Source organism: Pseudomonas brassicacearum subsp. brassicacearum, from assembly GCF_008801605.1.
GTDB classification, from domain to species: Bacteria; Pseudomonadota; Gammaproteobacteria; order Pseudomonadales; family Pseudomonadaceae; genus Aquipseudomonas; species Aquipseudomonas brassicacearum.
Genome location: NZ_VZPJ01000002.1, coordinates 436,278 through 459,173, shown reverse-complemented (window position 1 = coordinate 459,173; position 22,896 = coordinate 436,278). Strand labels below are relative to the sequence as shown.

At 61.3% G+C, this 22,896-nt stretch carries 22 protein-coding genes and 1 other RNA gene; 11 read left to right on the top strand and 12 right to left on the bottom strand.

The window, feature by feature from the left end; translation table 11 throughout:
- Positions 1–34: 34 nt before the first annotated feature.
- From ubiH to F7R20_RS07855, 3 genes are read right to left on the bottom strand one after another with little or no spacing between them, the layout of a single operon-like run.
- On the bottom strand, positions 35–1,222 hold the full coding sequence (gene ubiH, locus F7R20_RS07865; protein ID WP_003206682.1) for a 2-octaprenyl-6-methoxyphenyl hydroxylase: 1,188 nt from the start codon (positions 1,220–1,222) through the stop codon (positions 35–37).
- Entirely contained in the window at positions 1,219–2,553 is a 1,335-nt protein-coding gene (gene pepP, locus F7R20_RS07860) for a Xaa-Pro aminopeptidase (RefSeq protein WP_003206684.1), read from the bottom strand. The genes ubiH and pepP overlap by 4 nt, the downstream gene beginning before the upstream one ends.
- Positions 2,554–2,578: 25 nt before the next feature.
- On the bottom strand, positions 2,579–3,133 hold the full coding sequence (locus tag F7R20_RS07855) for a YecA/YgfB family protein (RefSeq protein ID WP_003206685.1): 555 nt from the start codon (positions 3,131–3,133) through the stop codon (positions 2,579–2,581).
- A 129-nt stretch (positions 3,134–3,262) separates the two neighbouring features.
- On the opposite strand from F7R20_RS07855, the gene F7R20_RS07850 reads away from it, so the two are divergent.
- The 4 genes from F7R20_RS07850 (at position 3,263) to F7R20_RS07835 (ending at position 4,716) form a co-directional block, all read left to right on the top strand.
- Complete coding sequence (locus tag F7R20_RS07850) at positions 3,263–3,472, top strand: TIGR02449 family protein (protein ID WP_003177365.1); 210 nt, start codon at positions 3,263–3,265, stop codon at positions 3,470–3,472.
- Complete coding sequence (locus F7R20_RS07845) at positions 3,469–3,786, top strand: cell division protein ZapA (protein ID WP_003177364.1); 318 nt, start codon at positions 3,469–3,471, stop codon at positions 3,784–3,786. Before F7R20_RS07850 ends, F7R20_RS07845 begins: the two co-directional genes overlap by 4 nt.
- 30 nt (positions 3,787–3,816) lie before the next feature.
- Positions 3,817–3,996, top strand: a non-coding RNA gene (gene ssrS, locus F7R20_RS07840) — 6S RNA.
- Between the two features lie 114 nt (positions 3,997–4,110).
- Positions 4,111–4,716 carry a 5-formyltetrahydrofolate cyclo-ligase gene (locus F7R20_RS07835; RefSeq protein WP_003206687.1) on the top strand — a complete coding sequence of 202 codons (606 nt, stop codon included), beginning with the start codon at positions 4,111–4,113 and terminating at the stop codon, positions 4,714–4,716.
- 35 nt (positions 4,717–4,751) lie between these two features.
- On the opposite strand, the gene F7R20_RS31590 is transcribed toward F7R20_RS07835, so the two are convergent.
- Positions 4,752–4,898 (bottom strand): hypothetical protein, encoded by a 147-nt coding sequence (locus tag F7R20_RS31590; protein ID WP_003206689.1) that lies wholly within the window; start codon positions 4,896–4,898, stop codon positions 4,752–4,754.
- Between the two features lie 195 nt (positions 4,899–5,093).
- On the opposite strand from F7R20_RS31590, the gene F7R20_RS07830 reads away from it, so the two are divergent.
- The 4 genes from F7R20_RS07830 to F7R20_RS07815 all read left to right on the top strand — a co-directional run bounded on the left by F7R20_RS07830 (position 5,094) and on the right by F7R20_RS07815 (position 10,428).
- A complete protein-coding gene (locus tag F7R20_RS07830; protein ID WP_003206690.1) occupies positions 5,094–5,543 on the top strand; it encodes an EVE domain-containing protein in 450 nt (149 codons plus the stop codon).
- A gap of 81 nt (positions 5,544–5,624) precedes the next feature.
- On the top strand, positions 5,625–6,590 hold the full coding sequence (locus F7R20_RS07825) for an HlyD family secretion protein (protein WP_003206693.1): 966 nt from the start codon (positions 5,625–5,627) through the stop codon (positions 6,588–6,590).
- Positions 6,587–9,310, top strand: a complete 2,724-nt coding sequence (gene rbbA, locus F7R20_RS07820) for a ribosome-associated ATPase/putative transporter RbbA (protein WP_003206695.1) — start codon at positions 6,587–6,589, stop codon at positions 9,308–9,310. The genes F7R20_RS07825 and rbbA overlap by 4 nt, the downstream gene beginning before the upstream one ends.
- A complete protein-coding gene (locus F7R20_RS07815; protein ID WP_003206697.1) occupies positions 9,310–10,428 on the top strand; it encodes an ABC transporter permease in 1,119 nt (372 codons plus the stop codon). The genes rbbA and F7R20_RS07815 overlap by 1 nt, the downstream gene beginning before the upstream one ends.
- Positions 10,429–10,495: 67 nt before the next feature.
- Here the strand turns inward: F7R20_RS07815 and F7R20_RS07810 are convergent, their stop codons facing one another.
- Entirely contained in the window at positions 10,496–10,912 is a 417-nt protein-coding gene (locus F7R20_RS07810) for a flagellar basal body-associated protein FliL (protein ID WP_003206698.1), read from the bottom strand.
- A gap of 150 nt (positions 10,913–11,062) precedes the next feature.
- On the opposite strand from F7R20_RS07810, the gene F7R20_RS07805 reads away from it, so the two are divergent.
- Both F7R20_RS07805 and glpT read left to right on the top strand, forming a co-directional pair.
- The gene (locus F7R20_RS07805) at positions 11,063–12,040 is read left to right on the top strand and encodes an NADPH:quinone oxidoreductase family protein (RefSeq protein ID WP_003206701.1); all 978 of its coding nucleotides are present in this window, start codon (positions 11,063–11,065) and stop codon (positions 12,038–12,040) included.
- 216 nt (positions 12,041–12,256) lie between these two features.
- Positions 12,257–13,606: a glycerol-3-phosphate transporter gene (gene glpT / locus F7R20_RS07800; RefSeq protein ID WP_003206703.1), complete on the top strand. Its 1,350-nt coding sequence runs from the start codon at positions 12,257–12,259 to the stop codon at positions 13,604–13,606.
- Here glpT and F7R20_RS07795 read toward each other — a convergent pair.
- The 7 genes from F7R20_RS07795 to F7R20_RS07760 form a co-directional block, all read right to left on the bottom strand.
- Entirely contained in the window at positions 13,582–14,250 is a 669-nt protein-coding gene (locus tag F7R20_RS07795; RefSeq protein ID WP_003206704.1) for a gamma-glutamylcyclotransferase, read from the bottom strand. The two genes, glpT and F7R20_RS07795, sit on opposite strands and share 25 nt — an antisense overlap.
- A gap of 322 nt (positions 14,251–14,572) precedes the next feature.
- Positions 14,573–15,541 (bottom strand): CDP-6-deoxy-delta-3,4-glucoseen reductase, encoded by a 969-nt coding sequence (locus tag F7R20_RS07785; RefSeq protein WP_003206708.1) that lies wholly within the window; start codon positions 15,539–15,541, stop codon positions 14,573–14,575.
- Entirely contained in the window at positions 15,541–17,007 is a 1,467-nt protein-coding gene (gene ubiD, locus F7R20_RS07780; protein WP_027912767.1) for a 4-hydroxy-3-polyprenylbenzoate decarboxylase, read from the bottom strand. The genes F7R20_RS07785 and ubiD overlap by 1 nt, the downstream gene beginning before the upstream one ends.
- Before the next feature lie 79 nt (positions 17,008–17,086).
- Complete coding sequence (locus F7R20_RS07775; protein WP_003206712.1) at positions 17,087–19,042, bottom strand: acyltransferase family protein; 1,956 nt, start codon at positions 19,040–19,042, stop codon at positions 17,087–17,089.
- 139 nt (positions 19,043–19,181) lie between these two features.
- Positions 19,182–20,441, bottom strand: a complete 1,260-nt coding sequence (gene rho, locus F7R20_RS07770) for a transcription termination factor Rho (RefSeq protein ID WP_003206716.1) — start codon at positions 20,439–20,441, stop codon at positions 19,182–19,184.
- A gap of 241 nt (positions 20,442–20,682) precedes the next feature.
- Entirely contained in the window at positions 20,683–21,012 is a 330-nt protein-coding gene (gene trxA, locus F7R20_RS07765) for a thioredoxin TrxA (RefSeq protein ID WP_003206727.1), read from the bottom strand.
- A gap of 121 nt (positions 21,013–21,133) precedes the next feature.
- Positions 21,134–21,841 (bottom strand): FadR/GntR family transcriptional regulator, encoded by a 708-nt coding sequence (locus F7R20_RS07760; RefSeq protein WP_003206729.1) that lies wholly within the window; start codon positions 21,839–21,841, stop codon positions 21,134–21,136.
- Between the two features lie 254 nt (positions 21,842–22,095).
- Between F7R20_RS07760 and F7R20_RS07755 the strand changes: the two genes are divergently transcribed.
- Complete coding sequence (locus F7R20_RS07755) at positions 22,096–22,881, top strand: transporter substrate-binding domain-containing protein (protein ID WP_003206731.1); 786 nt, start codon at positions 22,096–22,098, stop codon at positions 22,879–22,881.
- Positions 22,882–22,896 lie beyond the last annotated feature (15 nt).

Sequence of the window (22,896 nt, the reverse complement as noted above, 5' to 3'; positions counted from 1 at the left end):
CGGTCGCCCATGAAAAGAAATGACAGCCCCGGCCTCAAGCATCGGGACGCGTCCCCAGCCCCATGGCCTGACGGGCGAACCAGCGCTTGGCCGGCGGCAGCAAGTCGAGGCCCAACAGGCCGAGGTTACGGCCCAGGGACACCAATGGCAGGTTGCTGGCGAACAGGCGCGTGACCTGGTCGGAGAAGCCCACGGTCAGGACCTGATCCATTCGCTGGCGCTCGCGATAGGCTTGCAACACGGCAAAATCCCCAGGCTCGCTTTCGCTGTCGAGCAGGGCATCGGCCAGGGCCTGGGCGTCGCGCAGGGACAGATTGAACCCCTGCCCGGCAATCGGGTGCAGGCTGTGGGCGGCGTTGCCCAGGATCGCCAGGTGCGGACGGACCTGTTCTTCGGCCTCCACCAGCGCCAGCGGGTACAGATGTCGTACGCCCACCTGTTTCAGGGTGCCCAGGCGATAGCCGAACACGCCCTGCAATTCACTTAGAAAACTGCGCTCGTCGAGGGCCGCCAGCCGTTGTGCGTCCATGCCCTGACGGGTCCAGACCAGCGCGCAACGATTCTCCGGCAGTGGCAACAAGGCCATCGGGCCGTCATCGGTGAAACGTTCGAAGGCCATGCCGTTGTGGGCTTCGCTGGGGGTGATGTTGGCGATCAAGGCGCTCTGGTCGTAGGGTCGACTGCGCACGCCGATACCCAACTGCTCGCGCAGGCTGGAGCGGCCGCCATCAGCCAGTACGGCAAGGTCGCATTCCAGGGTGGTTTCGTCGTCCAGGGTCAAGCGATAACCGCCGACCAGCGGCTCCATGCGGGTGACCTGCGCCGGGCAGCGCCAACTCACCACCTCCGGGTCCAGGCCTTGCCACAGGCACTGGCCGAGCCAGGCGTTTTCCACCACGTAGCCCAGCGCCGGCACGCCCTCTTCCATGGCCGACAACCGCGCCGTGGAAAACCGCCCGCGGTCGGACACATGGATCTGTTTGATCGGTTCGGCGCGGCGGGAAATCTCCTGCCAGACACCCAGGCGTTGATAAATCTGCCGGGCACCGTAGGACAATGCCGAGGACCGGGCGTCGTAGCTTGGCTGCCAGGCATCGCCGGGGGCAAAGGGCTCGATCAGCATGATCTTCCAGCCCCGGGCCTTGGCACCGGCCTGCAGGGCCAGCGCCAGGCTCGCGCCGACCAGGCCGCCGCCGACGATCGCCAGATTGACCCGGCTCATGCCACTTGCGTCCGGGCAGCGGCCATCAGGGCCTCGATGTCGGCGACCGTCTTCGGTACGCCGTGGCTCAGGATTTCACAACCGGTTTTGGTCACTACCACGTCATCCTCGATGCGCACGCCAATGCCGCGCCATTTTTTCGCTACGCTGCGGTTGTTCGGGCCGATGTAGATGCCCGGCTCCACCGTCAGCGTCATGCCGACCTCAAGTACCCGCCACTCGCCGCCGACCCGATATTCGCCCACGTCATGCACGTCCATGCCCAGCCAGTGGCCAGCGCGGTGCATGTAGAACGCCCGGTAGGCCTCGCTGGCGATCAACGCTTCCACCTCACCCTCCAGCAGGCCAAGGCGCACCAATCCTTCGGTAATCACCCGCACCGTCGCTTCGTGAGCCTGGTTCCAGTGTTTGTCCGGCGCAATCTGGGCGAACGCGGCTTCCTGGGCAGCCAGCACCACTTCGTAGATCGCCTTCTGCTCGGGTGAGAACTTGCCACTGACCGGCCAGGTTCGGGTGATATCGCTGGCGTAGCAGTCGATTTCACAGCCTGCGTCGATCAGTACCAGGTCGCCGTCCTTGAGCAGCGCGTCATTCTGCTGGTAGTGCAGGATGCAGCTATTGCGCCCCGCCGCGACGATCGAACCATAGGCCGGCATCTTCGCCCCGCCCTTGCGGAACTCATAGTCCAGCTCGGCTTCCAGGCTGAACTCATGCAGCCCCGGACGCGCCGCCTGCATCGCCCGAATGTGCGCCTGGGCGGAAATCCGCGCCGCTTCGCGCATCACTTTCACTTCTGCCGCCGATTTATACAGGCGCATGTCATGCAGCAGATGATCCAGGGCAACGAATTCGTTCGGCGGCTGGGCGCCGAGGTGGGCCTTGGAGCGAATCACGTTGATCCACTCCATCAGGTGCCGGTCGAATTCCGGGTTGCTGCCCATGGCCGAATACACCCGGTCGCGGCCTTCGATCAGGCCCGGCAGGATGTCGTCGATGTCGGTGATGGGAAACGCGTCGTCGGCGGCGTAGTCACGGATCGCCCCTTCCTGGCCGGCGCGCAGGCCATCCCACAACTCACGTTCGGCGTTGCGTTCGCGGCAAAAGAGGATGTATTCGCCATGGGCGCGGCCCGGCATCAGCACCAGCACCGCCTGCGGCTCGGGAAAGCCGCTGAGGTACTGGAAGTCGCTGTCCTGGCGGTAGACGTGCTCGACGTCGCGGTTGCGGATCGCAACGGCGGCGGCGGGCAGGATTGCGATGCTGTTGGGTTCCATCTGCGCCATCAGGGCCTTGCGGCGACGGCTGTATTCCGATTTCGGGATATGAATCATGGGCAGACGGTGTTCCCTCTAAAAATTAATGCAAGGACGGCTTGGGGGCCGCTGCATCGGTTTTCTTGGTCTCGGTGAACAGCAGCAATGGCGCGACCCGCAGGTACTCCATCACTTCCATGTAGTCGCTTTCGCCGTCATCGGACTCTTCCAGGGCATCCTGGACCTGGGAGATCGCGGCCAAGTCCTGCAACACTTCCTTGGCCTCTTCGCTCAAGGCGTATTCGCGACGGGTCAGGCCGAAGCCGGCGAGGAAGCCCTGGCACCATTGGCCCAGCGCAGCGGCGCGGTCGGCCAAGGGGGCGTCGTCAGTGGGCAGCAGCAGGACGACGGTCATGTCGTCGCTGGTCAGCTCGCCCTTGACCATTTCCTGCAGGCCGATGAGCGCGTTGCGGACGTTGTCCGCCGGCTCGCCTTCCAGCAGTTCGGCGGCGTCGGCCAACCAGCCGTCGGCATCGAAGCCGGCACCGGCGCAGCTGCGACCGAGCAGCAGGCCATGCAGTTCGGCAGGCGAGACAGGATGACCGCTGGTGCTCAGCAGGGTGGCGAATGCTTGATACGGGGAATTCTGAATGGGCATGGGCAGCTAGGCGCCAGACGGCGCTATGTCTAGAATGGAGGCCTTGTATCCTACATCGACAGACTCGCCAAGACTATCAGAGGCTGTGCGACCCATACCCTCCATCAGACACAATCTTCAGTGGACACAATGGAAGACACCGACCTGCAAGCGCTGATGGCCAGACTCGAACTGCTAATTGACCGGGTCGAGCAACTTAAGAGCCAAAACGGACTCCTATTAGCTCAGGAAAAAACCTGGCGCGAGGAACGCGCGCACCTCATTGAAAAAAACGAAATCGCCCGGCGTAAGGTCGAATCGATGATTTCGCGCCTCAAGGCCCTGGAGCAAGACTCATGAGTTCAAGCAATAGCGTTACCGTGCAGATCCTCGACAAAGAATATTCGATCATCTGCCCCCAGGAAGAGCGTAGCAACCTGGTGAGCGCCGCCCGTTACCTGGATGGCAAGATGCGCGAGATCCGCAGCAGCGGCAAAGTCATCGGTGCCGACCGCATCGCCGTGATGGCCGCCTTGAACATCACCCACGACCTGCTGCATCGCCAGGATACACCGGACCTGCAGGTCAGCGGCTCGACCCGTGAACAGGTGCGCGACCTGCTCGATCGGGTGGATCTGGTGCTCGCCACCGATCCAGACGTCAGCAAGGGCTGATTCGCGAGGCTGCCTGGGGTATACTCGCATCACTCCCTGGGGTGCTTGCCAGTTGGTGATGTCCCTGAGCCGATACGCACAACCACGGGGGTTGCACGTTGGGGCCGGTGTGCATGTCCGCTTGACGGAAAGCCTTAACGCCCCCTGCAACTTCCACCTTGAACTTTCGGGTTCAAGGGCTAAGCCGACAGCGGTTCATCCGGGGAGCCTGATTCCAGACAATGCCAGTCCATGCGGACTGGCATTGTCGTTTCTGGCGCCGGCATTTCTGGGCAGCCTGTTTTGCGGTTACGCTGTGACATCGCCACTGCGTGAAGCACTGATATGACCGAACCTGCGCTGCTGCCCCGCCCGCAACTTCGACGCCTGCTGCGCCAGGTCCGTCGCGCCCTGACGCCCGCCCAGCAACGGCAAGCCGCCCGCGGGCTGTACAAGCAACTGGCCCAGCATCCGCTGTTTCGCCGTGCGCGGCACATCGCCCTGTACCTGCCCAACGACGGCGAGATCGATCCGCGCCTGCTGCTGCGCGCAGCCCAACGCCGGGGCAAGGCTACTTACCTGCCGGTGCTCAGCCCGTGGCCGCAGACCAAGATGGTGTTCCAGCGCATCCACCCCGGCGAAAAAATGCAGCCCAACCGGTTTCGTATTCCTGAACCGCGCAAGAACCTCGCCCGGCAACGCAAGGTCTGGACGCTGGACCTGGTGCTGTTGCCACTGGTGGGGTTTGACGATGCGGGAGGTCGATTGGGCATGGGCGGCGGCTTTTATGACCGCAGCCTGGCGTATCTGGCGCGACGCAAGCAGTGGCGCAAGCCGACGCTATTGGGGCTGGCCCATGAATGCCAGAAAGTCGAACGATTGGCGCAGGCAAGCTGGGACGTGCCGCTGCAGGGAACGGTCAGCGACAGGCAATGGTATATCGCGGGGTAGACGCCGCGGTCATCAGCGGCGCCAGGAAAGCGGGTTCAGCGTTTGAACGATGACGCGGGTTGGGTGATTTCCACCGGCGCGTCGGTCTTGTTGGCCCACAGGCTTTGAGCGTAACCCGTGGTCACGACACCTAGACCGAACAGAATGACCAAGATCCACAACAAATCCGGTTTGCGTTTCATCGATTGCCCCCCTCAAGGCATATCACACACGATGACAGCAGCGGTTTTCTTATTGGCCGTGCAGCAGCGTCAAGCTTGGAAGGCCGGCATTTTGCGGCAACCGGCCCCGACACGCAAACTCTGGCGTCAACCGACTGTCGGTTTGTCATAAAATCGCTGAACTATTTTTTTCAACACCGCCAAGGAGTAGCAATCATGGCCTATTGGCTGATGAAGTCCGAGCCCGACGAATTATCCATCCAAGGCTTGGAAAAGCTCGGCCAGGCACGCTGGGACGGGGTTCGCAACTACCAGGCGCGTAATTTCCTGCGGACCATGGCGGTGGGCGACGCGTTCTTTTTCTACCACTCCAGTTGCCCCGAGCCAGGCATTGCCGGGATCGGCCGGATCGTCCGCGCGGCCTACCCCGATCCGACAGCGCTGGAACCCGATAGCCATTACTTCGACCCCAAGGCCGGCCCGGACAAAAACCCCTGGACCGCGATCGACGTAGCCCACGTCGAAACGTTTCCCCACGTGCTGAAGCTCGACTACCTCAAGCAACAGACCGCGCTGGCTGAAATGCCACTGGTGCAGAAAGGCTCGCGACTGTCGGTGATGCCTGTCACGGCCGAACAGTGGGCCGCAGTGATTGCCCTGCGCTGATCGCCGATGAGTTGATGGATATCAAGCTGGATCGGTCATTGATCCCGCAGACTTCGATGCTATAGCCGCAGGATGCCGGACATGTCGACGAACCATCGTACCTCGCGTTTTTTTGCCTTTGCCTTGATGACCGTGTTGCTGGCCGCCGGCGGTTTCGGCTACTGGAAGTCACGCCACGATCGCCTGCCGGAAGGCTTGAGCATGGGCAACGGCCGCCTGGAGGCCACCGAGGTCCAGATCGCCAGCAAGACGCCCGGACGCCTGGCCGAAGTTCATGTCGACGAAGGCGACAACGTCATCAAGGGCCAAGTGCTGGCGCGCATGGACACCCGCACCCTGGAGGCCCAGCGCAATCAGGCCGAGGCCGAAGTCGTGCGTGCCCGACAGAACCTTGCCGCCACCGAAGCCAACGTACAGTTGCGCCAGAGCGAACAATTGCTCGCTCACCAGGAACTCAAGCGGACCCAGGAACTGTTCAAGCGCGGTTACGCCAGCGGCCAGGTCATCGACCAGCAACAAGCCCGCGTCGACACCGCCAACGCTGCGGTCAACGCCGCTCGGGCCCAGGTATCGGCGGCGAATGCGGCCATCGGCGCGACCCTGGCCCAAGTGGCGCAGCTCACCAGTGAAATAGATGACAGTACGTTGCGGGCGCCACTCGACGGCGTGATCCAGTTGCGCCTGGCCGAGCCGGGTGAAGTGCTGGGCGCCGGCGGCCGGGTGTTGCTGATGATCGATCCGAACGACCAATACATGAACCTCTACCTGCCGGCCTCGGTGGCCGGAAAACTGGCGGTGGGCAATGAAGCGCGCCTGCTGCTCGACGCCCTGCCCGAGCGACCGCTGCCGGCCAAGGTCAGCTTCGTCGCGGCCAAATCCCAGTTCACCCCGAAAGAAGTCGAGACCCGTGATGAACGCCAGAAACTGGTGTTCCGCGTCAAAGTACGCCTGACCCAACCCGGCGAAGTGCCCCAGGCCAAACCCGGCATGCCCGGTGCCGGCTATGTACGCACCGCCCCCATCGACTGGCCGGCCAACCTGCAATGAGCACCGCCCTCGACGAGGCATTGCACGCCTCGGGCATCGAGCATCGCTACGGCCAGCAGGTGGCGTTGAGCGATATCGCCTTCAGCCTGCCCGTCGGCACTCGCTGCGGCCTGATCGGCCCGGACGGCGCCGGCAAGTCGAGCCTGCTGGGGCTGATTGCCGGAGTGAAGAAACTCCAGCACGGCCAACTGGACGTGCTCGGCGCCTCGATCGACGACCGACGCCATCGCAACACCCTCTACCGACGCATTGCCTTCATGCCCCAAGGGCTTGGGGGCAACCTTTACCCGGACCTGTCGATACGCGAGAACATTCGCTTCTTCGGCACGCTGTTCGGGTTATCGCGGGCAGACTGCGAACAACGCATGGGCACTTTGCTGCTGGCCACCGATCTGCAGCGTTTTGCCGATCGTCCGGCGGGCAAGCTGTCCGGCGGCATGAAGCAGAAGCTCGGCCTGTGTTGCGCGCTGATCCATGAACCGGACCTGCTGATTCTCGACGAACCCACCACCGGCGTGGACCCGCTGTCCCGGCGGCGCTTCTGGGAACTGATAGAAGACGTGCGCCGACAACGCCCGCAACTGACCCTGCTGGTCGCCACCGCGTACATGGAAGAGGCCGAACAATTCGAGCATTGCCTGATGCTCGACAACGGTCGCTTGATCGCCAAGGGCCTGAGTGCGGAGCTGGCCAAGGTCACCCCGGACGGCAAGCTCGATTCGGCCTTCACCCATTTTCAGGGCGACAGCGGCCGCGATGCCGAGCCGCTGGTGATCCCCCCCAGGAGCGCCAACACCACCGACATTGCCATCGAAGCCCACGACCTCACTTTGCGCTTCGGTGATTTCACCGCCGTCGACAACGTCAGCTTCGCGATTGGTCGCGGCGAGATCTTTGGGTTCCTGGGTTCCAACGGTTGCGGCAAGACCACCACCATGAAGGTGCTGACCGGGCTGATCCCTGCCAGCGAAGGCAGTGCCCGGCTGCTGGGCAACCCGGTCAACGCCAAGGACCTCGCCACCCGCAAGCGGGTGGGTTTCATGTCCCAGAGTTTTTCGCTGTACGGCGAACTGAGCGTGCGCCAAAACCTGGAGCTGCACGCCAAGCTCTTCGACCTGCCCACGACGGACAGTCGCCAGCGCATCGACGAACTGATCCAGCGCTTCAATCTCCAGGCGCTGGCGGACCAGCCTTCCGGCTCGCTGCCACTGGGCCTGCGCCAACGTTTGTCCCTGGCGGTGGCAGTGTTGCATCGCCCGGAAGTGCTGATCCTCGATGAGCCGACCTCGGGTGTCGATCCGGCTGCGCGGGATGATTTCTGGCGACTGTTGATCGAGTTGTCTCGCGAACAGGGCGTGACAATTTTCCTTTCCACCCATTTCATGAACGAGGCCCAGCGCTGCGATCGCATTTCGCTGATGCACGCCGGCAAGGTCCTGGCTTGTGACACGCCGGCGGCCTTGCAGGCGCAGTTCAACGGCCAGACGCTGGAAGCCGCGTTCGTCACCTGCCTGGAGAAAGCCCAGGGCGAGACGCAACAAGACGCCGCTCCCGTGACCCTCGACAGTGCCGACGCCCCCCGGGACCGGCGCGGCCTGAGCCTCGGTCGCCTGTGGGCCGTTGCCAGCCGGGAGGGCAAGGAGCTGCTGCGCGACAAGGTGCGGATGGCATTCGCCTTGCTGGGCGCCTTGTTCATGATGGTGGTCTTCGGCTTCGGTATTTCCCTCGATGTGGAGAAACTGGCCTTCGCCGTGTATGACCAGGATCAGAGCCCGCAAAGCCGTGCCTACCTGGAAGCGTTCCGCAGCTCGCGCTACTTCGAGGAGCAGCCGATCATCCGCGACGCGAAGGAGCTGCATCGACGTTTGCAGCGCTCGGAGATCAAGCTGGCCCTGGAAATCCCCCCTGGGTTTGGGCGTGACCTTTACGCTGGCCGCCAGCCGACAGTGGGCGCCTGGCTGGACGGCGGCATACCGTTTCGGGCCGAGACCAGTCGCAACTACGTCCAGGCCGTGCACCAGGCCAACCTTGAGCAACTGGCCGAACTCAGCAGCCGCGCACCGAACCGGCAACCCGGCGCGACGCTGGAGACGCGCTTTCGCTACAACCAGGACGTGGTCAGCGTCAACGCCATCGGCCCTGGGGTCATGGCGCTGATCCTGGCGTTCATTCCGGCCATGTTGACGGCGCTGGGCATCGTGCGGGAGAAGGAGCTGGGTTCGATCACCAATTTCTACGCCACGCCGCTGACCCGCCTGGAGTTCCTGCTGGGCAAACAAGTGCCCTACCTGGCGGTCAGCCTGATCAACCTGGCCCTGCTGACAGCGATGAACCGCTGGCTGTTCGGTGTGCCGTTCAAGGGCAGCGGCCTGACGCTGGCGGTGGGCGGCCTCCTCTATGTACTGGCGACCACCAGCATGGGGCTGCTGATCTCGGCGTTCACCCGCACCCAGATCGCGGCGATCCTCGGCACCATGATCATCACCAGCCTGCCGACCATCCAGTTCTCGGGGCTGATCGTGCCGCGTTCGTCCCTGGACGGCGCGGCCTCGGTGATGGGCCAGTTGTTTCCCGCCGGTTATTTCCTCGATATCGCCGTCGGCACCTTCACCAAGGCCCTGGATCTGCGCCAGCTATGGCCGCAATGCCTGGCGCTGGGCGGGTTTTTCCTGGGTTTCACCGGGCTCAGCCTGATCATGCTGAAAAAGCAGGAGGCCTGATGCACACGCTTTCACATATCTGGCGTCTGGGGCTCAAGGAACTGACCAGCCTGCGGTACGACTCCGTTCTGCTGCTGTTTTTGGGCTACGCCTTCACGGTGGCGATCTACATGCCGGCCGCCGGTTCGGTAATCGGCGTCCACAACGCCAGTGTCGCAATAGTGGACGAAGACCAGAGCCATCTCTCGCGCCAATTGGCCCAGGTCCTGCAACCGCCGGAGTTCCAGAACCCGGTGGCCCTGCCCTATGCCGAACTGGACAAGGTCATGGACAGTGGCCGCTACACCTTTGTCATTAATGTGCCCGCCAACTTCCAGGCCGACCTGCTCGCAGGACGCGAACCGACGCTGCAACTCAACGTCGACGCCACGGCCATGAGCCAGGCGTTCATGGGCGCCGGCTATATAGGACGGATTTTCCAACAGGAACTGACGATCTACGCCGGCCAGGCACAAACGAGCGAAGCAACACCCGTGAGGCTGACCACGCGTTCGCTGTTCAATACCAACCTGGAAGGTGGCTGGTTCCTGGCAGTGATCCAGATCGTCAACAACATCACGATCCTGGCCATCATCCTGACGGGGACCGCGCTGCTGCGCGAGCGCGAGCACGGTACCCTCGACCACTTGCTGGTGCTGCCGCTGACGGCATTGGAAATCATGCTGGCGAAAATCTGGAGCAACCTGCTGGTAGTGGTGCTGTGCACCTGGGCGTCGCTGGAAATCATCGTCAAGTTTGCCCTGGGCGTACCTCTCGCCGGCTCCATGGTGCTCTTCCTGCTGGTGACCGCACTCTACCTGTTCGCCAGCACCTCACTGGGCATCTTCCTCGCCACCCTCGCTCGTTCGACGCCGCAGTTCGGTTTGCTGGCGATCCCGGTCATCATCCCGATGCTGCTGTTGTCGGGCGGCAGCACACCGCTGGACAGCATGCCGCAATGGTTGCAATGGGTGATGCAAGGCTCGCCCTCGACGCATTTCGTCAGCCTCAGCGCGGCGATCCTGTTCCGTGATGCCGGCCCTGGCGTGATCTGGCCGGACCTGCTGGCGCTGGCGGCCATCGGGCTTTTGTTCTTTGCAATCGCCCTGGCCCGGTTTCGGAAAAGCCTGGCGTCTTGACGAAAAAAAGCAGCCTTGGGCAGCGCCAGGAGATCCGGGCACTGCCAAAGGCTGCGATCGAGCCGGTTTACTGAATGATCAGGTTGTTGAACAACAGGTCATCGACCATCGGCTTGCCGGTTTCGTCGTTCATCACCTGCTGGGTCTGCTTCAACGCTTCCTGGCGCAGCTTTTCCTTGGCTTCCAGGTTATTCATGGCCTCGGTGGTCTGCTGGGCGAACAGCGCCACCAACTGGTTGCGAATCAACGGCTCATTGGCCTTGACCGCCGCCGCAGCAGCATCTCCCGTCACACGCAGGGCCACATCGGCCTTGTAGACCCTCAGCTTCGCCGAACCGTCGAGCCCATAGTTGCCAACAAAGGGTGGGCTGAGGGTGATGTAGCTGACCTTCGGCGCCTCACCTTCCTTCGCTTCCTTGCCCTCTTCGGCCATCGCTGCCACAGGCAGCGACAGGGCCAGCATCAACATGATCCACGCTTTCACAATTGATTCCTCATCCGGTTTGCGGCCCAGCATACCGCCCCGCCGTTCAAGCACAAGCTTATAGCCGGCTATCAGGGCAGGGCATGCTCGTTGACCCGTTGTCTCTCACACCTACACTTATCGGCCATCACTCCCAAAGGAATAGCCCTGATGAAAGCCGTGCTGTGCAAAGAATTCGGCCCCGCCGATTCGCTGGTGCTGGAAGACGCCGCCAGCCCCGTCGCCAAGAAGAACGAAGTGCTGCTGGAGGTGCATGCCGCCGGGGTGAACTTCCCTGACACGCTGATCATCGAGGGCAAATACCAATTCAAGCCACCCTTCCCGTTTTCCCCAGGTGGCGAAGCCGCCGGCGTGGTCAGCGAAGTGGGAGAGAAAGTCAACCACTTGAAGGTTGGCGACCGGGTGATGGCGCTGACCGGCTGGGGCAGCTTTGCCGAACAGGTGGCGGTACCTGGCTACAACGTGTTGCCGATTCCTGCGTCCATGGATTTCAACACCGCCGCCGCCTTCAGCATGACGTACGGCACCTCGATGCACGCCCTCAAGCAACGGGCCAACCTGCAACCCGGCGAAACCCTGCTGGTGCTCGGCGCATCCGGTGGTGTCGGCCTGGCGGCGGTGGAGATCGGCAAAGCCATGGGCGCCCGGGTGATCGCTGCCGCCAGCAGCGCAGAGAAACTCGCCGTGGCGAAGGCTGCTGGCGCCGACGAATTGATCAACTACAACGAAACCAGCCTGAAGGATGAAATCAAGCGTCTCACCGACGGCCAGGGTGCCGATGTGATCTACGATCCGGTGGGTGGCGACCTGTTCGACCAGGCCATCCGCGCCATCGCCTGGAACGGCCGGTTGCTGGTGGTCGGCTTCGCCAGCGGACGCATCCCCGAACTGCCGGTGAACCTGGCCCTGCTCAAGGGCGCCGCCGTGGTGGGTGTGTTCTGGGGCTCCTTCGCCCAGCGCCAGCCTCAGGACAACGCCGCCAACTTCCAGCAATTGTTCGGCTGGTTTGCCGAGGGCAAGCTCAAGCCGCTGGTGTCACAGGTGTACCCGCTGAGCAATGCGGCACAAGCCATCAATGATCTTGGCCAACGCAAGGCGGTCGGAAAAGTGGTGATTCAGGTTCGCTGATTGCTTACCTGAATTGTTTTATACCGGGCCGTAACCCTACGACCCGGTTTCGCCATTCCCACACCGCCCTTCAGTTATACCTGAGCGACATGTTCATAAAAGAACACAACATCTCCAACATTCCTGCTTTTTTGTTGATGCGAACCGATGCTATTTTCGGTAACGAAACTGTAACATTCGCATCCGCAGTCAAAACAAGAAATTTGGAGCTCTTGAATGTTTGCTTTCTTTCGCCCTGCCGCACATCAGGCTCCATTGCCTGAAGAAAAAATAGACAGCACCTATCGACGCCTTCGCTGGCAGATTTTCGCCGGGATTTTCATTGGGTATGCGGGTTACTACCTGCTACGCAAGAACTTCACCCTGGCATTTCCGGATCTGATCGCCCAAGGCTATACAAAAGGCCAACTGGGGGTGGCGATGTCGGCGATCGCGATCGCCTACGGCCTTTCCAAGTTTTTGATGGGCATCGTGTCCGACCGCTCCAACCCTCGTTACTTCCTGCCCTTTGGCCTGATCGTGTCCGCCGGCGTCATGTTCGTTTTCGGTTTCGCACCGTGGGCAACCTCCAGCGTGACCATGATGTTCATCCTGTTGTTCATCAACGGTTGGGCCCAAGGCATGGGTTGGCCACCTAGCGGGCGCACCATGGTCCACTGGTGGTCGCAGAAAGAACGCGGCGGTGTGGTTTCGGTATGGAACACCGCCCACAACGTCGGCGGCGGCCTGATCGGTCCACTGGCGATACTTGGCATGGGCTGGTTCAACGACTGGCACAGCAAGTTCTACGTACCGGCAGCGGTGGCGCTGCTGGTCGCTGTATTTGCCTTCATTGTCATGCGCGACACGCCGCAATCGACGGGCTTGCCACCCATCGAGAAGTACAAGAACGATTACCCGGAAGGCTACGATGCCAGCCACGAAGAAGAGTTCAGCGCCAAGGACATCTTCGTCAAATACGTGCTGCGCAACAAAATGCTCTGGTTCATCGCGCTGGCCAACGTCTTCGTCTACTTGTTGCGCTACGGCATCCTGGATTGGGCGCCGACCTACCTTAAAGAGGTCAAGCACTTCAACTTCGACAAGACGTCCTGGGCTTACTTCCTGTACGAGTGGGCCGGCATTCCCGGCACGCTGCTGTGCGGGTGGATGTCGGACAAGATCTTCCGGGGCAACCGTGGCCTGACGGGCATGGTGTTCATGGCATTGGTGACCGTTGCGACGATCGTTTACTGGCTGAATCCGCCGGGCAACCCGATGGTCGACATGATCTCGCTGTTCGCGATCGGCTTTCTGATCTACGGTCCGGTCATGCTGGTAGGCCTGCAGGCGCTGGAGCTGGTGCCCAAGAAAGCGGCGGGCACGGCTGCCGGCTTTACCGGTCTGTTTGGTTATCTCGGTGGTTCGGTCGCGGCCAGTGCCATGATGGGCTACACGGTGGACTATTTCGGCTGGGATGGCGGTTTCATCCTACTGGTTGTCGCCTGCCTGCTGGCGATGGCCTTCCTCGCGCCAACCCTGTGGCACAAGCAGATCGCCAGTCAGAGCCGCGAAGCGGTCGCCTGATCCAGCGCTGATTTGCAGCGCTTGAGCCGCGCCTCCAGATTCCGGTCTGGCATGGCGTGGCTGCGCAGGGCGTGGATGGTCTGCTCGACATAATCGCGAGTGGTGCCGTAACGCCCACAGGCGCTTTCAAATACCTGGCTCAGCACATGGTCCGGCAGGTTGCCGGCATAGCTGGGCAGGTGTCGCTCCAGCACGAACCCCAAGGCTTGCACCCGGCTGCCATCCTCGAGACGGCAACTGAGCCAGTGCGGGCGATAGGACGGGACCGGCATCTCGCGTTGCCACAAGGCAAACAGCGAGTCCTCGAGATTCTCCTCCGGCAATCGGTAGGCGAAACCGCTGCACGAGCCGCCGCGATCCAGCCCGAACACCAGCCCCGGCAACTCCGGTGTACCGCGATGCTCGTGGGACCACAGGTACAAACCGCGATGATAACCATGGACCCGGCCGCGCATCCGCTCCACCGCCGTGCATTCGGGCCGCCAGATCAATGAACCGTATGCGAACAGCCAGACCGGACCGCCCTGGTGGAGGCTCATGGTCAATTGCATCGAGGCGAGCAGTTGCTCACGGGTCAATTGCGGCCCCAGCTCGAGTCGTGGCGGGTACAAGGCACAGCTAATGGCGGATTCGATAGCGGTCATGGCCGGTAGCGTTTGGCTCCTCGCGGGTCAAAGAGTTCGGTCGCGCGCCGTCATGATGCTGGCGCACATAGAGATCAAGGCAAGTTGGATGCCACTCCTGCCTACGATGTTGGCATATACCTTAACGACATCTAGTGCGCACGCTAAATATCGAATAGATATATCGTCAGGCCTATAACCCTGTGGGATCAAGGCTTGCCCGCGATGAGAGCGATGCGGTCTTTCAGAGACCAAGTTGCCTGTTTCGCGGGCAAGCCTTGCTCCCACAAAGCGGAAATTCCCTCGCCACAAAAGCAGACCTCAGGCAAATTTCAAGAGTGGCTCAAGCCCGCGGCGCATACGCAAACACGTCGGCGCGCATTTGATGGGCGTCCATGCCGGCTTCCACCAGCGCATCGAGCGTGGCGTAGATCATGGCCGGCGAGCCGCTGGCGTAGACGTGCACGCCGGAAAGATCGCTGATGTCCTCGCACACGGCTTCGTGGAGCATCCCGCAGCGCCCTTCCCAGCCGCACAAGTCGCTGACGACTTTATGCAGGAACAGGTTCGGCAGTTTTTTCCATTCGTCCCAATGCTCGATTTCATAGAAATCTTCCGGCCGCCGCACACCCCAATACAGGTGCACCGGGTGCTTGAAACCCGCTGCCCGGCAATGCTCGATCAGGCTGTGCATCTGCGCCATGCCGGTTCCGGCGGCGATCAACACCAACGGTCCGTCCGGCAGTTCGGACAAATGCGTGTCGCCAAAAGGCATCTCGATACGCACGCTGGGGTTGCGTCGCAGTTGCTCCAGCAGGGCTTGTGCACTGCTTTCGCGCACCAATACGTGTAATTGCAGCTCGCGCCCCGAATGTGGTGCCGAGGCCAGGGAGAAGGCCGATTTTTCGCCGTTTTCCCGTTCGATCATCAGGTACTGCCCGGCGTGATAGCGCGGCGGCTTGCCGGCCGGCGCACGCAGGTGCACGCGCCAGACATCGCCCCCCACGTCGGCGCACTCGACCACCTGGCACGCCAGGTTGCGTACCGGTAGCTCACCCGGCGACAGCACGCCATCCCACAACACCACGCAGTCCTCCAGCGGCTCGGCGATGCACGTGAAGATCTCACCATGATCGCGCACCTCGCCCGCCTGCTCCACGCGGCCTTCCACCAACAACGCGCCACAGACATGGCAGTTGCCGTTACGGCAGCTTTGCGGGCATTCATAGCCCAGGCGCCGCGCGCCATCGAGAATCCGCTCGGCGGGCCGGATCTCCAGCACCGCCCCGGAAGGCTGCAAGGTTACACGCATCAATCTATTCCTAACTGATTCCAGATGGCATCGATCCGTTGGGTAACGGCCTCATCCTTGACGATAACCCGGCCCCACTCACGGGTGGTTTCACCGGGCCATTTATGCGTGGCATCGAGCCCCATCTTCGACCCCAGGCCGGACACCGGCGAGGCGAAGTCGAGGTAGTCGATCGGCGTATTCTCGATCATCACCGTGTCGCGCTTGGGGTCCATGCGCGTGGTGATGGCCCAGATCACGTCGTTCCAGTCCCGTGCGTTGATATCGTCGTCGGTGACGATAACGAACTTGGTGTACATGAACTGTCGCAAAAACGACCAGACACCGAGCATCACCCGCTTGGCATGCCCCGGATACGACTTCTTCATGGTCACCACGGCCATGCGATACGAACAGCCTTCCGGCGGCAAATAGAAATCGGTGATTTCCGGAAACTGCTTCTGCAGGATCGGCACGAACACTTCGTTCAACGCCACCCCCAGAATAGCCGGCTCATCGGGCGGACGACCGGTGTAGGTGCTGTGGTAAATCGGCTTGATCCGATGGGTGATGCGCTCGACGGTGAACACCGGGAAGCTGTCAACTTCGTTGTAGTAACCGGTGTGGTCGCCGTACGGACCTTCATCAGCCATTTCACCAGGATGGATCACCCCTTCGAGGATGATCTCGGCGGTGGCCGGCACTTGCAGGTCGTTGCCGCGGCATTTCACCAGCTCGGTGCGGTTGCCTCGCAACAGGCCGGCGAACGCATATTCGGAGAGGCTGTCGGGCACCGGCGTGACGGCGCCGAGGATAGTCGCCGGGTCCGCGCCCAGGGCCACCGACACCGGGAATGGCTGGCCGGGGTGTTTTTCACACCACTCACGGTAGTCCAGCGCACCGCCCCGATGGCTCAGCCAGCGCATGATGACCTTGTTGCGGCCAATCACCTGCTGACGATAGATGCCCAGGTTCTGGCGATCCTTGTTCGGGCCTTTGGTAACGGTCAGGCCCCAGGTGATCAGCGGCGCCACGTCGCCCGGCCAGCAGGTCTGCACCGGGAGCATGGCCAGGTCGACATCGTCGCCCTCGATCACCACTTCCTGGCAAACCGCGTCCTTGACGACTTTCGGCGCCATGGAAATGATCTTGCGGAAAATCGGCAGTTTGGACCAAGCGTCCTTCAGGCCTTTGGGCGGCTCGGGCTCCTTGAGGAACGCCAGTAGCTTGCCGATTTCGCGCAGTTCGCTGACGGCTTCGGCGCCCATGCCCATGGCCACGCGCTCCGGCGTGCCGAACAGGTTGCCCAAGACCGGAATGTCGTAGCCCGTCGGGTTTTCGAACAACAGCGCCGGGCCTTTGGCCCGAAGCGTGCGGTCGCAGACTTCCGTCATCTCCAGCACTGGAGAGATCGGAACCTGGATGCGTTTCAACTCGCCGCGCTGCTCAAGCTGCTGCACGAAATCCCGAAGATCCTTGAATTTCATTGAGATGCCACCCCGAAAATAGGCGTACATCCTACCTGCTCTAACGTCCAAACAGCAGCCCGAGCATGCATGGCCGCGATCAATTGTCAGTCGTACCCAGCAGCATTGGGGTAAACAATGGACTCAGCCGGGCGCTGCCAAGGTCAGACAGATGATCCTCGTCCCTGTACTGAGAATAGCCGTTGACCTCTATGCTGCAGATTTGACCCGAACACATCAGCGGGGTCGGGTCGATGACATGCACACCCGGATCGGCAGCGCTCATCGAATCGAACAAGGCACTTAGAAACCCCTGGCGTGCCAAGTGTTCCTGGAGTGGACGCCCCAACCCCTCGGCTGAACGCCCGACACGGGCCAGGCTGGTCAATCGACTGATAGCCCCCTTGCGCTGCAACGGGACTTCCTTGAACAACCACACTTGCACGCCCGCCTCCCTCAACATTGCCACCCGTGCCTTGAGCGCCGTAGCCATACGCGCCTCGGCCTCGACCCTGTTGTCACGAGGGTTGAGCAACACCTTCTTGTCGCCATCCTCGCGACCGTAGACGTAAAGACTCCAATTGGAAGCCAGCACCACATCCTTGATCTGCAGGCGGCGAACCTGCTCCATGGTGTTTTCGTTAAAATCCCTGCAACGCTGACGCAGATCGTCGCTCAGGATCGGCGGGCAGGCGCTCATGCTGTAGAGCCATACCGGGCGCCCCTCACGTGTGGCGTTATCTTCAATCGCCGGCAATAACGCCGCGGCATGGCTGTCACCCCAGAACAGTTGAGTCGCCGGGGTTTCTTTGTTCCCGCCAATCAGGCACGCCTTGTCCAGACTCTTGTCCGAGGTCACCAGCATGCATTCCATCTGCCCGGCCTTCCAATCCAGCGCCTGCGCATATTCCAGCGCCTTGCCGGTAAGGCGTTGTGGAAAGCCATCCGCCGAACGCACCACCGAGCCTGTCACCGCCAGGGCAACCATCGCCAGCAAGCCTCCTACCAACACAGGTTTGCGTCCGGGCAGCAAGCGTTTCTCACGAAACGGAAGTTCGACGAAGCGCCAGCTCAGCCAGGCAAGACTCAACGCCAGCAGCATCCAGCCCAGCGCCTCCAGATGCTCGATACCGTCGATGGAAACAGCATTGGCATAGACATAGACCGGCCAATGCCACAGGTAAAGGGAATAGGAAATCAAACCAATCCAGACGAGCACCCTGGCACCGAGCAGTTGAGCGACCCAGGTCGAACCCTGCGCCCCGGACCAGATCAGCGCGGTGGCGCCGAGAACAGGCAGTAGAGCGGCCCAACCCGGGAACGTCGTGGTCCTGTCAAAGGTGAAAACAGCCAGCAGCACCGCCGCCAACCCGGCCACACCCGCCAACTGATAGAGCCACGGCCTCACAGCGTGTCTGGAGGTGGGCAATACCGCGAGCATCGCACCGCACAACAGCTCCCAGGCACGTGTCGGCAACGAGAAAAAAGCGACGTCGGGCTTGCGGTCGATGTAAGCGATGTTCAGCCCGAAGGAAATCAGCAAGACGGCAAACAGCATCCAGCGCCAATGACGGACTTGACGCATCAACACCACCATCAGCAACGGAAAGAAAATGTAGTACTGCTCCTCGACAGCCAATGACCAGGTATGAAGCAGTGGCTTCAGGTCAGATGCCGGCTCGAAGTAGCCGTCTTCACGCATGAACAAGATGTTTGAAATGAACAGCGACTGATAACGAACCGTCCGGCCAAGTTCCGAAAAGTCCTTTGCCGTCAGCAGCGCCCAGCCCAATGCCAAGGTTACCAACAGCACCAGGCTCAAAGCCGGAAGGATACGTCGCGCACGTCGGGCCCAGAAATCGACGAAGCTGAAACGCTGCGCACTGATTTCACGGAACAGGATGCTGGTTATCAGGAACCCGGAAATGACAAAGAAGACATCGACGCCGACAAAGCCGCCGCTGAACGTGCTGAAGCCGAAATGAAACAACACCACCGGGATAACAGCCAAGGCCCTCAAGCCGTCGATATCACGGCGATTGCCAAATGTGTGCATAACGCTCCTTGCCTTGAAATATACAATGCCAACAGCAAGGACACTGCCGGCCTTTAAAAGTGTCGATTTTGATACAAACTTCAGCAAAAAAAAGAGCGCCCCTATTCAGGGCGCTCTTTTTTTGAAGCGTTGCTTCGTGTTACTTGCGTTTCATCGACAGGAAGAACTCGTCGTTGGTCTTGGTCGTCTTCAGCTTGTCGACCAGGAACTCGATGGCGGCGACTTCATCCATCGGATGCAGCAGCTTGCGCAGGATCCACATGCGCTGCAACTCGTCATCGGCGGTCAGCAACTCTTCGCGGCGTGTGCCGGAACGGTTGATGTTGATGGCCGGGAATACACGCTTCTCGGCAATACGGCGATCCAGAGGCAGCTCCATGTTGCCGGTGCCCTTGAATTCCTCGTAGATCACTTCGTCCATCTTCGAACCGGTTTCAACCAGCGCGGTGGCGATGATGGTCAGCGAACCGCCTTCCTCGATGTTCCGCGCGGCGCCGAAGAAACGCTTCGGTTTTTCCAGCGCGTGGGCATCGACACCACCGGTCAGCACCTTGCCGGAGCTCGGGATCACGGTGTTGTAGGCACGGGCCAGACGGGTGATGGAGTCCAGCAGGATCACCACGTCCTTCTTGTGCTCGACCAGGCGCTTGGCCTTCTCGATCACCATTTCGGCAACCTGCACGTGGCGGGTCGGCGGCTCGTCGAACGTCGAGGCGACCACTTCGCCGCGCACGGTGCGCTGCATCTCGGTCACTTCTTCCGGACGTTCGTCGATCAGCAGCACGATCAGGTGAACTTCAGGGTTGTTACGGGCGATGTTGGCCGCGATGTTCTGCAGCATGATCGTCTTGCCCGCTTTCGGCGGCGCCACGATCAGGCCACGCTGACCTTTGCCGATGGGTGCGCACAGGTCGATGACACGACCGGTGAGGTCTTCGGTGGAACCGTTGCCGGCTTCCATCTTCATGCGCACGGTCGGAAACAGCGGGGTCAGGTTCTCGAAGAGAATCTTGTTTTTCGCGTTTTCCGGACGGTCGAAGTTGATCGTGTCGACCTTGAGCAGGGCGAAGTAACGCTCGCCTTCCTTCGGAGGGCGGATCTTGCCAACGATGGTGTCACCGGTGCGCAAGTTGAAGCGACGGATCTGGCTCGGCGAGACGTAGATATCGTCTGGGCCGGCGAGATAGGAAGCGTCTGCGGAGCGAAGGAAGCCGAAGCCGTCCTGGAGAATCTCCAGCACGCCATCACCGGAGATTTCCTCGCCGCTTTTCGCGTGCTTCTTGAGCAGGGAGAAAATCACGTCCTGCTTGCGCGAACGGGCCATATTTTCTATGCCCATCTGTTCGGCCAATTCGAGCAGTTCGGTAATCGGCTTTTGCTTGAGTTCAGTCAGATTCATATAGGAATGACGTAATCATTTATGGAGGGGGGAAATTAAGCTTTTGGCTTAATGAGGCCGCGCCGCGGAGAAGGCGACAGGATCGCGTACTTATTCGAAAGGAGAGCGTCGGCGACGGCTTGCAGGGGGCAATGGAGAAACCAGTGCGGGGCCGAATGTACCACCTGGGTTTGCAAGCGTCTAGCCCCGAATAACGAAAAAGCCCCGCGATTTGCGGGGCTTTTCCAGTGGCATTCGGCGCTTAGATGTTGGCGTCGAGGAAAGCAGCCAGTTGCGACTTCGACAGCGCACCCACTTTGGTGGCTTCGACGTTGCCGTTCTTGAACAGCATCAGGGTCGGGATACCACGTACGCCGTGCTTGGCCGGAGTCTCCTGGTTTTCGTCGATGTTCAGCTTGGCAACGGTCAGCTTGCCTTTGTAGGTCTCGGCAATCTCGTCCAGGACCGGGGCAATCATTTTGCAGGGACCGCACCACTCAGCCCAATAGTCGACCAGTACCGCGCCTTCGGCCTTGAGTACGTCAGCCTCGAAGCTAGCGTCGCTAACGTGTTTGATCAGATCGCTGCTCATGGAAATCTCCGGGGTTGTCAGCAAAAAAACGTGGCCCATCATAGCGGCCCTTCCCGGGTTCAGGAAGCCGCAGTTGATTGAGTCTCGCTATGGCGGTCGATGGCTTTGGGTATGGCCGAGGTCACGAAGCCGCGGGGGCGACGAAGGAAATCCCGGTACGCAGTGCAGCGTTACGTACATGTTCCTGCATGGCTTTTTGCGCAGCGCCTGAAGCCCGACGAGCCAGGGCGCGAAGGATCTTGCGATGCTCCTGCCAGGTTTCCATCGCCCGCTCCGCCCTGATGAACGGTAGTTTCTGGCTTTCCAGGAAGATGTCGGCGCTGGCAGTAAGGATGCTCAGCATCGCCTGATTGCCGCTGGCCAACAGGATTCGCCGATGAAATTCGAAATCCAGCCGCGCGGCGGCGTCGAAATCGCCGATCTTCAGTTCACGGCGCATGGCTTCGACATTGTCTTGCAGCGTGTCCAGCTCATCGGCGCTGAGGGTCACCGCCGCCAACCCCGCCGCGAAACCCTCCAGGGCGTAGCGCAACTGGAAGATATCCACTGGCGAGGCCTGGGCCGCGAACGGCCAGCCCGGCGCCGATTCGCTGCGCGGGGCCTCTACCGGGGCCTGCACGAAAACCCCCTTGCCCGGCTGCACGCTGATCATGCCCAGGGCACTGAGGGATGACAGCGCTTCGCGCAGCGACGCCCGACTCACCCCCAATTGCAGCGCCAGGTCCCGTTGCGACGGCAACGCATCGCCCGGGCCGAAGCCTTCATCGACAATCAATTTGCGGATGGCTTGCAGGGCCACTTCAGGAACGGCGCGAGCGATGGAATTCATGATTTTTAAGACGAACCGGGCCAGTGAGCGGCTAGTTGTAAATCTATTCGCCGCGCCCGGCAAGTCGTGCCCCAGCAGGGTTCGGCGACAAATACCGACGCCCGATAACGGTGCGAAAAATGCCACGACTGTTCAGACCAGTAAGACCGCTCCCCACCAGCAAAACCGTGGCTTGGCCCGCTGAAAAGTCGCCTTGGCATGGCCTGTGCTCTGTCCGAACGCAGAAATCACATCACCGATTGCGGAGATTCGCCATGATTCAGCGTTGCAGCGCCCTGCTCACAGCCCTGTTTGCCAGCCTGATGCTCTGTCAGCTACCCGCCCACGCCGATGGCCTGGAAGACGTGGTCAAGCGTGGCACCCTCAAGGTTGCCGTGCCCCAGGACTTCCCTCCATTCGGTTCGGTAGGCCCGGACATGAAACCCCGCGGCCTGGACATCGACACTGCAAAACTGTTGGCCGACCAGCTCAAGGTCAAGCTTGAACTGACGCCGGTCAACAGCACCAACCGCATCCCCTTCCTGACCACCGGCAAGGTCGACCTGGTGATTTCCAGCCTGGGCAAGAACCCGGAGCGGGAAAAGGTCATCGACTTCTCCAGTGCCTACGCGCCGTTCTACCTGGCCGTGTTCGGTCCGCCTGACGCCGCCATCAACAACCTGGACGACCTCAAGGGCAAGACCATCAGCGTCACCCGTGGCGCCATCGAAGACATCGAACTGACCAAGGTCGCCCCCGAAGGCACCACCATCAAGCGCTTCGAAGACAACAACTCGACCATCGCCGCCTACCTGGCCGGTCAAGTGGACCTGATCGCCAGCGGCAACGTGGTGATGGTCGCCATCAGCGAACGCAACCCCAAGCGTGTTCCAGCGCTGAAGGTAAAACTCAAGGACTCGCCGGTGTACATAGGCGTGAACAAGAACGAGCCGGCGCTATTGGACAAGGTCAACCAGATCCTCGCCACCGCCAAGACCGATGGCAGCCTGGAGAAAAACTCCCAGACCTGGCTCAAGCAGCCGCTGCCGGCCGATCTCTGATCGTCGCTTGAGAGG